Consider the following 13,187-nt stretch of genomic DNA (forward strand, 5'->3'; position numbering starts at 1 on the left):
TGTAGCAGTTGGTCAAGCAGTTCAGGTTGAAAGGTCATGTGTTTCTATCTCTGGTTCAGTAGTTCATTAGATCTCAACTTCTGACCTTTGACACACTTCAATTTACAATCCCTTATCGAAACAATCTTTGGAATTGCTGCTTAAGGGAATGCAAACGATACCGATCGTTTCTCCTTAACAAGTTCTTGCGACACAACCTCTTTGCTATTCAATTGATCAGCTTGCAACGTTCTAGTGAAGCGACTGGTTAGCAAGCGATCGCTGTCACTAGTGCTCTTATCCACCTGCTTATCTTGCGTTAGATTACTTCAAGTTTCAACCCCAGGTTGAAAGTCTTCTACAACATCGTAATGCTCGACGTGAAGATCTGGAACTAACTCGTATTTCTCATCCTCAGGATATAAAACTGCCTTTGATAAGTCTTGACCTGCAAACGCAGTAATATCTTCCATTGAACGCCAAAAAGTCACTAAGACAAAATGCACCCATTCATCTTTTTCATTCTTCAATACCCGCGCTCCTAGATTGCCAGGGAGTTGAATGGTTTCACGCACACCAGTATTAACAAGGTAGTGAAAAAACTTCTCGCTTAAATGCTGAGGTACTTTTCCATGCCAACGGCGCTCAATCATTGCTTAACTTGCTATCACTAAACCAACAATAAAAATTGAATTTGATATTAAACACTCGTCGGCAAATGTGAGCAGCAGCAGATTAACTTTAACTTCTGCTAATAACCTCTATACCATCTGCTCTACTGCTGTTGTTAGGCGGCTTTCTCAATCCTTGCGCTCAAATGCTAAGCGTAGCCCTAAACCCATCAGTACAACGCCGCTGGTTCGATGCATCCATGTTAATACTGCTCGACGAGATCGCAACCACTCCGACAAATACCCAGCAAAGAAACCAATTGGACCCTTTACCACAAACGTCAGCACAGCAAAAGCTGTTCCTAACCCCAACAGATAAAAGGTTGGATATTGTACTCCTGCTGAAATGAATTGTGGCAAAAATGCAAAGTAAAACACTGCAATTTTTGGATTCGATAGATTCGAGAATGCACCTTGAAGGTACAACTGCCCAAGTGGCTTATTCACTCTCGACGCAGCAAGGAGTTCGATCTCGGTTGAACGAGTGCGAAGCAATTTCACACCCAGATAAATGAGATAGGCTGCACCGCAAAGCTTTAGGGTGAAAAATAATGGTTCTGATGCCTGCAAAATCGCGCCTAACCCTAGCGCTGTCAGTACTGTATGGACAAGAAGACCTGAGCTAACACCCGCAGCCGTTGCCACACCCGCAGTCGAACCTTGGATGAGAGAACGCGACATAACCAGGATCAGGTCTTGCCCTGGTGTAATGATTACAAGGAGCGACGCTATCAGAAACAATAGCAAACTAGATTCTGTCATGACTAACTCGGTTGTAACTACCCAAAAATCAAGTTTTCACTAAGCACGGATACCCAAAGTGTAGGCTTAGTCTCTTCAATTCTAAAAGCTGAATAAAAAACTAAATCGATAAGCTGCACAAAACAGCCTAACGCAGCCCATCACCCGCCACGAGTGACTTTCGTATCATAACCGACTAATTCTCAATGGTTGGGTTCAGGGGAGGTGTTGGACTGCGTTTTGAGTGAGTGCCATCGCAAAATGGTCTCGTAGGAGAGCCTCCGCATCGGCAAAGCGCAATCGTCTCTTGTTCTGCATGAAATGGATTCCCTTGAGCGTCTAGTGAGTAAACAACGACCGTCTTAAAGGCGGTGGTTGTTTACTTTCTCCCTCAACAAGCCCTTCATCCTGTCACTTTCTGCAATACAACCCGTCTGCGCCGGAACGGTCAAGAGCTGAACCGTCCCGCCTGATAGTCGGCGAAAGCCTGCCGGATCTCTTGAGGCGTGTTCATTACAAACGGTCCCTGCCGGGCGATTGGTTCGCTAATCGCCCGTGCTGCCAGCAGCAGCAACTGGGTCGACTCGCGAGCTGATACCTCCAGATGGTCTCCGTCTGAGAACAGCGTGATCGTCTCGGCGCGCGCCTCCTGTTCACTGAAACAGGCGCAGCCTTCGTAGACGTAGGCGAAGACCTGATGCCCACAAGGAAGCGGTACAGCGATCTTCGAGTCGGGCGCGAGCGTCAAGTCGAGAAAGACCGGATCGGTTGGACCCGCGTCAATCGGGCTCCTCAGGTCGAAGGCGGTGCCCGCCAACACTTTGACGTTAACGCCGTCGCGCTCTAAGCTCGGAACCTGCTCGGCGGGAATGTCCTGGTAGCGCGGCACATCCATCTTGTTGCGTGCGGGCAGATTGATCCAGAGCTGGAAGGCGCGGAGTGGTCCGGCCGCCTGGTCGGGCATTTCCGCGTGGATCAATCCGCGTGCCGCTGTCATCCACTGCACCGCGCCTCGACCAAGCCGGCCCTCGTTGCCGTGGCTGTCCGCGTGTTTGAGCCGACCTTCCACCACATAGGTGACCGTCTCGAAACCACGGTGTGGGTGATCAGGAAATCCGCCGATATAGTCCTCCGGTTCCGCGCCGCCGAACTCTGCAAACAGGAGAAATGGATCCAGATCAGGCAGCTCATCCATCCCTATAGTGACAATGTTTCTTACGCCGCTTCCCGCGCGAACGACTTGACCACGCCTAGACGCAATCGGCTGACGGCCCTTAGTTAATTGCGGAGATAGCTCGACCGGTGGGATGGGGTGGGGTGTACTCGTCATACGGTAAATGTTAGTCATAACCTAAAGTTGACTATGCTTGTTGCTGAACTGCCCGTTCTGCTGCCTGAAAGCCCAGCTTTGAGTGAGCGCCATCGCAAAACGGCTTCGTGGTAGAGCCTCCGCACCGGCAAAGCGCGATTGTCTCTCGTTCTGCATGAAATTGATTTCCCTGAGCATCTGTGAGTAAAACAGAACCAGTCACTAAGAAGGGACCGTTATCCAGCGTCGTGATTTTTGTTGCTTCAGTCATCGTGTTCTCCTCTAGTAGAGGAGTTATAAAGGCTTGCATTACTTACTATAAGTAACTAATATAAAAAGTAAAGTAGGTACTTGAAAGTAACTGAAAAACTGCTGAGAAACTATTCATGTCACTTTCTGAAGAACATATGGAATGCCCCTCGGCACAGCTTCTAAATTTGATAGCTGGTTCCTGGACACTAAATATTCTTTGGCTATTAAGTAATAATGGTCCGACTCGCTTTGGAGAGCTAAAACGTAAAATCGCTGGCATTTCAGCGAAAGTTTTAACAGAACGATTGCGGATGCTGGAGGAGGAAGACATCATTTATCGGGATTACAAGCCTACAATTCCACCTCAAGTCACTTATGGTTTAGCAGCGCGAGGCGAAGACCTTGCTCAAGTGTTAGCGTTGATAGACAAAATTGCTCAAAAGTGGCAGAAAGTCGCAAGTTTGAAACCTTGAATTGCTGAAGGTGACTCTAATATTGAGGTCGCGCCTTGTTGGGGTGATTGAAAGGTTGTTTTTATGAAATGCAATTAGACTGAAACTATTGCAGGGTAAGGGTTTGAGAGTAGGCAATCTGTACTAAAACTTTGGTCATATCCCCACAATTACATTTACTGGTTAAGGAATTTACGCCATTTCGGGCTTTGGTTAAGTGCTAATTGCATCTCATGACAGCAACTCTTCAATCACCCCTGCATCTAAAGGTTTGCTCCTACTGCTTGTCTCAGCTACAGAGCTTTTAGGAGAAGTTTCCAACCTTTGCAAAGGATGAATTTAAGATATCAGATGAGTTTGACAAATAATTTTTCGTTCTTATTACTTATTTTTTCGCTTTAGACATGTTGTTTAGAGCAAGTAGTAAGGCAATCGCAGCTACTGACTTTTCAATAATTCAGCGGCAAGCGTCTTCATCAGACGTTGAAAAGGGGTTGTGTCATCTAGTCCTCGCGCTAACACTAAAGCACCTTGAATCCGCAAAACAGCATCTTCAGCGCGATGTCTGGCTGAGTGAGCCTCTAATCCAGCCTCCTTAAGTACGGCTGCGATCGCCTCGATCCATTGTGACAAGGCTGATTTAATTTGATTGTGAAAGAGGTCATTGCTCGAGCGTTCTAGGGCTAAAACAGCCCATAGACAAGAGTTTTGTCCCTCGTTGAAAAACTTGCTCACTTGGTCACACATCATCTGTAATTTGTCGCTCGGCGCTGCATTGCTGCTGAGGGGCTGCAAAATACAAGTTTCTAACCAGGTATTCACTCGTTCCAATGCGGCTTCGGCCATTTCCTCCTTGCCACCTGGGAAATAGTGGTAGAGATTGGTTTTGCCCAAACCCGTCACCTTTGCCAGACAGGACAAGCTCGCTCCATCGTAGCCATATAGCCGAAATGCATCAATTAACTGACCGACAAGTTTTTCTCTAGACATTGCCTGAAATGGTAATTTCTATTGCTTGACATTTTAACGAACGTTCAGTACGGTTAGTTTTAACGAACGTTCAGTACATCTGCTAAGGAGCAGTTTATGACCCAGAGAATTGCAGGCTTTCGCTTGGGTATCACGTCTTTAAGGATGCGGAAGTAATTGATTATGCGGCTCCCTATGGCGTGTTTTCTGTAGCACGGCGCTTTGACCCGGAGTTGCTCTTTCTCATTGGCAAAACCTTACGTCCGACTCAAACGCAGGCAGGATTCACCGTGTTACCAAACTATGGATTCAGCGCTCACCCATCGATGGATGCGTTTTTGATTCCCGGCGGGTTTGGTACTCGGCAGGAGCTACACAACGGCAACCTGCATCATTTTATCCATTAGACGAGTCCTTTATCTCCGAAGTTGCCCGCACGATGGAATACCACTAGGCTTACAATCTCTACCGCAACGACGCGGTAATCGGGTCAAAGTCACGATGGATGATAAGTTCTTGCCTTATCGCAAGTGGTGAGTGTAAGTGACTGGGTTTGATGCGCTCCACATTCAACGGAAGTAGAAGTTATGGCTATAGATGAAACTTTGAACATTGAGGCTCACAAAGATAACTTCTTACTGGAGGATTTTCTTGCAGCCCGTGCAAAGACGTGGGAAGCAATCAACAGAATATCAGAACGGATTTATGTCGGAATGCTAGAAGAGGAGGCAAATGAAATCGTCAAAACTACACTTCAGGAAATGGGAACTCGGCAAGGTTGGCATAAGCCGTATGTCCATTTTGGACTGAACACCACCAAAACGTTGTTTGAAACGCCAGAACCCGGAGTTAAACTCGGTGAGAATGACATCTACTTCATTGACATTGCACCAGTTTGGAATGGTTATGAAGGAGATGCAGGACATACGTTTGTGACAGGTTCTAATCCTGAGCTAAAGCGTTGCGCCCTCGATACTAAACGAATTTTTGGTTTAGTAGCGGACAAATGGAGAACCGAATCGACTAGTGGTCAGGCGCTTTACGAGTTTGCAGCACAAATTGCTCGTGAGCTAGGTTGGATATTGAATTTGAGAATGGACGGTCATCGTTTAGCGGATTTTCCGCATACGGCTTATCATGCCGGAAAACTATCTGCAGTTCCCTTTCATCCATCTCCTAACCTCTGGGTGTTGGAAATCCAAATTAGGCATCCTGATAAATCCTTTGGAGGCTTCTATGAAGATATTTTGATGTGACTAGATAGCTCTCATGCAGTCAGCAAAACAGTGTTTGCCCTTCGTACTATCCATGCAATGAGCCAATTTTGTTTGATACATGGTTCGACTCAGAATTCGGACTGCTGGAATTTGCTGCTTCCTGAGCTTAAGAGTTTAGGACACCAAACAATAAAAGTAGATTTGCCAACTGGTAGAAATATCAGTGGAATGCAGTATGCACAGACGATCGTCCGAGAACTTGATGTGGTTGATGAAGATATCATTTTAGTTGGGCATTCGGTCAGTGGTATCTTTCTTCCGCTCGTTGCTAGTCTACGGCAAGTTCACCATCTTGTGTATCTTGCCTCCTTCATTCCCAAGCCAGGAACGAGCATTGTTGAACAAATGTTTGATGAAAGCTTCGATATGTTTGAGTCATCGTGGGCAGAGGCTTGGGTAACAGCTACTCAAATGGGAAAAAACCTCGTTGAAGATGATGAACTGGCATTAAACTTTTTGTTTCACGATTGCACTCCAGAGGTAGCGAAGTGGGCGTTGAGCATTCGAAGGCTGCTACATCCGGAAGCAGCACTGAGTGAAGTGTTTCCCCTGCAGAATTATCCGAGCAAGGGATCTCATTCGTATGTTATTTGTACAGAAGATCGAACAATTAACTCTAAATGGGCTAGGAGAGCAGCACAAGAATTTCTTGGGGTTGAAGCTATTGAAATTCCAGGGGGACACTGTCCTTATCTGTCTCGTCCCAGCTATTTAGCTTCTATTTTGAACAGGCTGGCAAATTGCTGAAGTGTGTTGATTCTGTGGTATCGGACAATTTATCGTGGCAAGAATTGTAGAGCGGAGAAATAGTGTCCTTGACGAAGAATTATTTGTCAGGCTCATCTGATACCTTCAATTCATCCTTTGCAAGGGTTTGAAACTTCCCCTAAAAGCTCTGTAGCTGAGACGAGCAGTAGGAGCAAACCTTTAGGTGCACCAATGCCTCCTCTTTATTGGAAGCTGGGAAGATTCAAAACCTCTCGCTTTGACATTTAATTCTTCGTCAAGGACACTTATTTCTTCACCCTACAACTGTTGTCAAACTCTCGTTCAACATTTGAATCGCTTCATCGCACCACTCTACCCAATCCGTTTCATACCGGACGCCACGACGCAGGGTGAGACAACGGCATTTGTCTTCGATTGGCATCTCATGCCAACTTTGACAGTGTCGTTGCTGTAGCTCCTGATATGTTGACAGGATGTGTAGATGAATCTCACGACGGCGCTCTAGCTCCTGAATGATGAGTGGACGCGGAACAAGATGAGCAGCTAGCACTTTGACTAGCAAATCTTCACGAATTGGAGTGGGTTCAGACGGTTGAACAATCCACTCCCGCAGATGCTCTTTGCCAGTCTCAGTGATGGAGTAGAGCTTTTTATCAGGGCGACCATCTTGGGGAATGGTCGTCGGGGTAATCATACCCTGCTCCTCAAGCTTGGCTAGCTCTCGATAAATCTGTTGCTGCGTTGCTCGCCAATAGCAGCCATTGTTTTCTGTAAATTGCTTTGACAGAGCGTAGCCGCTATGAGGCTCACCACTGAGTACCGCCAAAATTGTGTGCGCCAGTGCCATACAAAGTGAAAGATTGACATATCCAACAAGTTGAATATACCATATGGCGAATACCCAACAAGTTTTATATCAAGTAGTTGAGTAAGTCTGTTTCACCCACTACTTAAAGAGGAGCGTCATCTTGTGAATGATGAACCGTTGCTAGTTGAGGAGTCACGCAGCACAGAAAACTCTGTCGAGCATGCTCCTTCCAACTTAGTAGGAGCAATGCAACGTTTTAACCTAAGACAGTGGGGTTTAATTTCACTCAGCGGCATTGTCTTGCTAGGAGGAGTCGTTGCTAGCGCGTTGAACTTAGGGAGCAGCGATTCTACTCTCGATCGCTCTACAGAAGTTCGCGTCTTGCCCGTAAAAACCACGCAGGTTGCTCCAGTTGAGTCTTATTCGCTGACACAGACCTACACCGGAGAGGTAACGGCTGCTCGAACCAGTGAACTTGGCTTTGAGCGGTCGGGCAAGTTGATTTGGCTGGCGGTTGATCAAGGCAAGCGGGTCATGGCTGGGGCAGCGATCGCCAAACTCGACACGCAGAATCTAGAAACTCAGCGACAGCGACTTTTGGCTCAAAAAGCGCAAGAAGTTGCCATTTTGCAAGAGCTTCAAAATGGTGCTCGAACTCAAGTAATTGCAGCAGCACAGGCTGAAGTTGGGGAATTAGAAAATCAATTAGAGCTGGAACGGATTCGGCGCGATCGCCGGGAATATTTGTACACCGAAGGAGCCATCTCAGCAGAACAATTGGATGAAGTTTCCTTTGGTCAGGGTGCGCTGCGCGATCGCCTCGCTGCTGCCCAAAGTAGGCTAGATGAGCTGCAAGCAGGAACCCGTCCAGAACGAATTGCAGCTCAACAGGCGGTTATAAAACAGCTAGATGCTGAGATTGCAGATTTGGATATCACGATCGCCAAAAGCACCATTACTGCCCCATTTTCTGGGACGGTTGGAGAGCGACGGGTAGACGAGGGAACGGTGGTCGAAGCCGGTCAGCCTGTGGTGCGTTTGGTGGAAGGAGCAAGCCCTGAAGTTGAGATTGGTGTACCAGCAGCAGTCGCCTCGCAGCTTGAGCCAGGCAGCCAACAGCAGGTGCAAATTGGCGAGCTCACTTATCAGGCGGCGATCGCATCCCTCAAGCCGGAAGTGAATCCCACAACTCGGACGCGCACTGTCGTTCTCACCCTAGACCCATCCACAGTGCGATCGGTTGCACCCGGACAGGTGGCGCGGCTCCAGATTCAACAAACCATTCCAGCCGACGGATTTTGGCTGCCAACAACAGCATTGGTGCGCGGAGAACGGGGATTGTGGTCGTGCTATGTACTCGCTGAGGCAGACCAACCTAATGCAGATTTAAAGCCTAATGCATATGCTGTGGAGCGACGGGATGTAGAAGTGCTTCATACCGAGGGCGATGCTTCTGGTGCGGGGGAAGCTCTGCGCGTTCTCGTTCGCGGAACGATTCAACCAGGTGACACCGTGATTACTGATGGGACTCATCGCATCGTGCCGGGTCAGTTAGTGCAGCCGATCGAGACTCAATTGAGTCTCCAGCCGTAATTCTTGACCCCCATCCAACACCCTAAACCATCCTCTCCATGTCTACTCTCTTTTACCGCAACCGTCAGCTTTTGCTGCTTACCCTAACGCTAATCCTAGTGTGGGGGCTGTCATCCTTTTTCTCGTTGCCCCGTTTGGAAGACCCGGAGATTACTCAGCGAACCTCAACCGTGACCACTTATTTTCCTGGAGCAAGCGCTGAACGAGTTGAGACATTGGTGACTGAGCCAATCGAGCAAGAGCTGTCTGAAATCGAAGAAGTAGACACGTTAGATTCTACCTCGCGGCTTGGTGTTTCGATTGTCACAGTCACGCTTAAGGAAACCATTCGAGATGTGGATCAAGTATGGGCACGAGTCCGCACTGAGATTGACGACGTGATTCCGCAGCTTCCTGAAGGGGCATTGGAGCCGGAGTATGAAGACCAGGAAGTGAAAGCGAACGCGCTGATTGCGGGGTTGACTTGGGAGCTAGAGACTCCTGTCAATTACGCAATCTTGCGGCGGTGGGCAGAGGCATTTGAGGATCGGGTGCGATCGCTTCCAGGCACAGAAAAGGTAGAGCTGTTTGGCGATCCAGAGGAAGAGATTCGAGTTGAGTTTAGCCCTACCGACCTCGCGGCGTTGAGTGTGACCGTTGAGGAGTTGTCTCAGCAAATTCGTGCCAGCGATGCCAAAGTGAGTGCAGGGCAACTCCGCGGCCAAAGCAACGAACTGTTGTTTGAAGTCTCAGGTGAACTGGATTCGCTGGAGCGAATTCGCAACATTCCCATTCAAGTTGGTGGATTGGGGCAGGTTACCCGTCTTGGAGATATTGCCCAAGTCAGCAAGGGCATTACTGAGCCAGCCGAGAGTTTGGCGATCGTGGCTGGCAAACCTGCAATTGTTTTATCGGCGATCGTTGAATCTGCCGCACGGGTCGATCAATGGGCATCGTCAGCCCAACAAGCCATGGCAGAGTTTCAGTCTCAGTTACCCGATGGGATCGGTTTACACACTATTTTAGATCAGAGCCAATATGTGAAGACGCGAACACGGGGAGTGCTTCAAGAACTGTTGATTGGTTCGCTCCTGGCAATGATCGTGATTCTATTTATGATGGGCTGGAAGTCTGCCCTGGTGGTGGGTGCAGCCTTGCCTCTATCTACCTTGATGGTGTTTGGAGGCATGAAAGTTTTAGGAATTCCGCTGCATCAAATCTCGATGACCGGACTCGTGATCGCGATCGGTTTGCTAATCGACAATGCGATCGTGATGGCAGATGAGGTGCAAATCCGGTTGCAGCAAGGGATGCCAACAGAAAGGGCGATCGCCCAAGCGGTTAGCCATATGCGGGTTCCGCTTCTCAGCTCAACGCTCACAACCGTGCTGGCATTTTTGCCGATCGCCCTTGCACCCGGAGGCGTGGGAGAGTTTACAGGGACGATCGGGGTGAACGGCATTTTAGGGCTGACGAGCTCACTCATCATCTCACTCACGCTTCTGCCTGCGTTTTCAGGATGGCTACATCGGTGGCAGAGAAATGGAATGACAGATGCGTGGTGGCAGACAGGCTTTTCAAATCCACGCCTAACCCAGGTTTATCGCTGGACATTGAGCAAAGCGTTTGCCCGACCTATATTAACTGTGAGTTTGGCGCTGATTCTGCCGGTCACTGGTTTTTCGCTGATGCCGCATCTCAAGCAGCAGTTTTTTCCTCCAGCAGGTCGAGACCAGTTCTATGTTGAGTTTGAGCTATCCAGCCAAGTGGCTCTGAGTGAAACTCAAACTCAGATCATGCAGGCGCGAGATTTAATTTTGCAACATCCAGATGTGGCTGATGTCTACTGGTTTTTAGGAGAGAGTACGCCAACCTTCTATTACAACGTGGTTGGAGGGCGACAAAATGCGGCTAACTATGCTCAAGGGTTGATCCAGTTGCGTCCCAAAGTGCTGCCGCATTCAGTGATTCAAACATTGCAAAACGAGCTAGACCAAGCCTTTCCCAATGTTCAAGTTTTGGTGCGCCAGATTGAGCAAGGACCTCCGTTTGATGCACCAATTGAAATGCGTTTATATGGTCCAGACTTAGCGCAGCTAGAGCAACTGGGAAATCAGATGCGATCGCAGCTTGCCCAAGTCGAGGAGGTGCTGCACACTCGCGCCAGCCTTGCAGAAGCCTTGCCCAAACTGGCAGTCACCGTAGATGAAGACCAAGCCCGACTGGTGGGAATCGATCGAACAGCGATCGCCCAGCAATTAGAGACAGCACTAGAAGGCTCGACTGGTGGATCGGTGCTTGAAGCAACCGAAGAACTGCCGGTGCGGGTGCGCCTGTCTGATGCTAACCGGAGTGACTTAAATCAAATTGCCGCTCTCGATTTGCTGCCGGGCGATCGCTCAGCCAGTGGCAATGGTCAAACGATTCCCCTCTCGAATGTGAGTGAAATTGAGCTAGTTCCAGATCAAGCCGTGATTGCTCGGCGTAATGGGCAACGGGTGAATGTGGTTCAAGGATTTATTACCGCTGGAGCGCTTCCGGCAAGTATTCAAACAGCGTTTCAGCAGCAACTAGAAACAAGTAATTTCCAGCTTCCTCCTGGCTACTCGTTTGAGTTTGGCGGAGAGTCAGAAGAACGTGGCACAGCGGTTGCAAACTTGTTGTCTACCGTTGGCGTGCTAGCCGTCCTCATGATTGCAACATTGGTGCTAACGTTTAACTCTTTCGCACTCGCAGGCAGTATTCTTTTGATTGCTATCCTATCGGCTGGGCTAGGCTTGCTAGCTCTTTGGATTTCAGACTATCCGTTTGGCTTCACGGCAATTCTCGGCACGATTGGATTAGTTGGAATTGCTGTGAACGAAGCAACTGTGGTTCTAGCGGCTCTACAGGCTGATCCTGACGCTGGTTTAGGCGATCGCAAAGCTGTTCAAGACGTGGTTGTCCACGCCACACGTCACATGGTTGCAACCACAATCACCGATATTGCGGGCTTTACTCCTCTTTTGTTTGACCCAACCGGCTTTTGGAATCCTTTAGCAGTTGTAATTGCTGGAGGATTAGGAGGCGTAACTCTACTCTCACTCTATTTTGTGCCTGCTGTATATCTCCTGCTGATGGAGCAAAAGCTAAAGCGAACAAGCTTCATTTCTGGTTCTATCACAAGAATTTTTTGATAACGAATGATGTGTATCGTTCGCGTTTCTCTACACTACGACTAACTGAGTATTATGCCTATTTGTCCAAAATTCATCCTGGTGAAGTTTGAGTTAATTAGTTAACAGTCTTAAGAAGCTGTTTGTAAACAAGTGCTAAGGAATTAGTTGATGAGGTAAGGAATAAGCGATATCTAAGAGAGCTAAATAATTTCTTCAAACTCATGAGTCAGCCAGTTTACAACAGTGACTTAACTGACCCAGAATGGCAACAAATAGAACCGCTATTACCAGCAGCAAAACCAGTTGGCAAAGGGCGGGAAGTGGATTTGCGAGAGGTTCTCAACGCTATCTTTTACCGTGGGGATAACGGCATCAAATGGCGAGCCTTACCCCGTGATTTTCCAGCCTGGCAAACAGTCTATGGATATTACCGCTTGTGGGTCAGATTGGGTGTGTGGGAACAAATCAACCTAGCCCTCGTGAGAGAGGTACGGCTTCAAGAAGGACGACAAGCCCAACCGAGTTTAGTGATTATCGATAGCCAGTCGGTGAAATTGGGACAAAAAGGGGGGAAGAACAGGGAGTTGATGGGTTCAAACAGGTAAAAGGACGCAAGCGTCATATCGTTGTGGATGTGCTGGGCTTAGTGCTGGGATGCTATGTGACTGCTGCCAATATCGCTGATGTCAAGGCAGCACCAGGTGTATTGGTTTGGGTGCTGCAGATGTATGGGCGGATTGTCAAAATCCTGGCAGATAAGGGCTATCGAGGAGATTTAGGCGCACTACTGACTCATTTTTTTGCTCAAGCCGGACGGCAAGTTGAACTGGAAATTAGCCAGCGTCCAGACAAGGCAAAAGGATTTCAATTAGAACCGAAGCGATGGATTGCTGAACGGACATGGTCATGGTTAGACAACGCTCGCATCCTGACTCGTGACTATGAGCGATTGCCTGAAAATCATGAAGGCATGATTTATATCGTGATGATTCGATTAATGCTTCGCAGACTCACAAACAACCAACGAACTTGGAAATCTAAAGCAACTTAATCAGCGTTTACAAACAGTTCCTTAACACCCTGAACCTGTCCTTTGCGAATCATATTCATCGCTTCGATTCCCCTCAACGTTCGTCTGGCACTGTTGAAAGTCTTGCAACCAAGCATCGGTTTGACAATGCGCTTGATGTTGCGATGGTCTTGCTCAATCCGGTTATTCAAATATTTCACCTGTCTCAGGTTGGTTTGGGCTGCCAGCATTTGTTCACTT

Annotated in this window: 13 protein-coding genes and 2 pseudogenes; 7 read left to right on the forward strand and 8 right to left on the reverse strand. The window is 48.2% G+C overall.

Features of this window, described 5'->3' with window-relative positions; all coding sequences use genetic code 11:
• Positions 1-308: 308 nt before the first annotated feature.
• The 5 genes and pseudogenes from H6G00_RS31660 to H6G00_RS31680 all read right to left on the reverse strand — a co-directional run bounded on the left by H6G00_RS31660 (position 309) and on the right by H6G00_RS31680 (position 2,971).
• Positions 309-632: an antibiotic biosynthesis monooxygenase gene (locus H6G00_RS31660; protein ID WP_190799775.1), complete on the reverse strand. Its 324-nt coding sequence runs from the start codon at positions 630-632 to the stop codon at positions 309-311.
• Positions 633-779: 147 nt separating this feature from the next.
• Positions 780-1,412 carry a LysE family translocator gene (locus H6G00_RS31665; protein ID WP_190799776.1) on the reverse strand — a complete coding sequence of 211 codons (633 nt, stop codon included), beginning with the start codon at positions 1,410-1,412 and terminating at the stop codon, positions 780-782.
• A gap of 175 nt (positions 1,413-1,587) precedes the next feature.
• A pseudogene (locus H6G00_RS36930) lies at positions 1,588-1,719 on the reverse strand (CDGSH iron-sulfur domain-containing protein); the annotation flags it as partial.
• Positions 1,720-1,839: 120 nt separating this feature from the next.
• Positions 1,840-2,586, reverse strand: coding sequence for a pirin family protein (locus H6G00_RS31675; protein WP_199318832.1), 747 nt, complete (start codon positions 2,584-2,586; stop codon positions 1,840-1,842).
• A gap of 166 nt (positions 2,587-2,752) precedes the next feature.
• The gene (locus H6G00_RS31680) at positions 2,753-2,971 is read right to left on the reverse strand and encodes a CDGSH iron-sulfur domain-containing protein (protein WP_190678460.1); all 219 of its coding nucleotides are present in this window, start codon (positions 2,969-2,971) and stop codon (positions 2,753-2,755) included.
• Between the two features lie 115 nt (positions 2,972-3,086).
• On the opposite strand from H6G00_RS31680, the gene H6G00_RS31685 reads away from it, so the two are divergent.
• On the forward strand, positions 3,087-3,425 hold the full coding sequence (locus H6G00_RS31685; protein WP_190640783.1) for a helix-turn-helix domain-containing protein: 339 nt from the start codon (positions 3,087-3,089) through the stop codon (positions 3,423-3,425).
• 417 nt (positions 3,426-3,842) lie between these two features.
• Here the strand turns inward: H6G00_RS31685 and H6G00_RS31690 are convergent, their stop codons facing one another.
• Entirely contained in the window at positions 3,843-4,394 is a 552-nt protein-coding gene (locus tag H6G00_RS31690; protein WP_190678466.1) for a TetR/AcrR family transcriptional regulator, read from the reverse strand.
• A 179-nt stretch (positions 4,395-4,573) separates the two neighbouring features.
• Here H6G00_RS31690 and H6G00_RS31695 point away from each other — a divergent pair, with 179 nt between their 5' ends.
• The 3 genes from H6G00_RS31695 (at position 4,574) to H6G00_RS31705 (ending at position 6,397) form a co-directional block, all read left to right on the forward strand.
• Complete coding sequence (locus H6G00_RS31695; protein WP_199318833.1) at positions 4,574-4,780, forward strand: hypothetical protein; 207 nt, start codon at positions 4,574-4,576, stop codon at positions 4,778-4,780.
• A gap of 180 nt (positions 4,781-4,960) precedes the next feature.
• The gene (locus H6G00_RS31700; protein WP_190799777.1) at positions 4,961-5,629 is read left to right on the forward strand and encodes a M24 family metallopeptidase; all 669 of its coding nucleotides are present in this window, start codon (positions 4,961-4,963) and stop codon (positions 5,627-5,629) included.
• A 57-nt stretch (positions 5,630-5,686) separates the two neighbouring features.
• On the forward strand, positions 5,687-6,397 hold the full coding sequence (locus tag H6G00_RS31705; RefSeq protein ID WP_190799783.1) for an alpha/beta hydrolase: 711 nt from the start codon (positions 5,687-5,689) through the stop codon (positions 6,395-6,397).
• Positions 6,398-6,671: 274 nt separating this feature from the next.
• Here H6G00_RS31705 and H6G00_RS31710 read toward each other — a convergent pair whose 3' ends face one another.
• On the reverse strand, positions 6,672-7,226 hold the full coding sequence (locus tag H6G00_RS31710) for a PadR family transcriptional regulator (protein ID WP_190799778.1): 555 nt from the start codon (positions 7,224-7,226) through the stop codon (positions 6,672-6,674).
• 207 nt (positions 7,227-7,433) lie between these two features.
• Here H6G00_RS31710 and H6G00_RS31715 point away from each other — a divergent pair, with 207 nt between their 5' ends.
• The 3 genes and pseudogenes from H6G00_RS31715 to H6G00_RS31725 all read left to right on the forward strand — a co-directional run bounded on the left by H6G00_RS31715 (position 7,434) and on the right by H6G00_RS31725 (position 12,968).
• The gene (locus H6G00_RS31715; protein ID WP_190799779.1) at positions 7,434-8,780 is read left to right on the forward strand and encodes an efflux RND transporter periplasmic adaptor subunit; all 1,347 of its coding nucleotides are present in this window, start codon (positions 7,434-7,436) and stop codon (positions 8,778-8,780) included.
• 38 nt (positions 8,781-8,818) lie between these two features.
• Positions 8,819-11,935 carry an efflux RND transporter permease subunit gene (locus H6G00_RS31720; RefSeq protein ID WP_190799780.1) on the forward strand — a complete coding sequence of 1,039 codons (3,117 nt, stop codon included), beginning with the start codon at positions 8,819-8,821 and terminating at the stop codon, positions 11,933-11,935.
• A gap of 203 nt (positions 11,936-12,138) precedes the next feature.
• Positions 12,139-12,968: pseudogene (locus H6G00_RS31725) on the forward strand (IS5 family transposase).
• Here H6G00_RS31725 and H6G00_RS31730 read toward each other — a convergent pair.
• A partial coding sequence (locus H6G00_RS31730) for a DDE-type integrase/transposase/recombinase (RefSeq protein WP_190799781.1) occupies positions 12,965-13,187 on the reverse strand: 223 nt, incomplete at its 5' end. The pseudogene H6G00_RS31725 and the gene H6G00_RS31730 overlap by 4 nt on opposite strands.

The organism is Leptolyngbya sp. FACHB-541, assembly GCF_014695875.1.
Taxonomy (GTDB): Bacteria; Cyanobacteriota; Cyanobacteriia; order Elainellales; family Elainellaceae; genus JAAUTN01.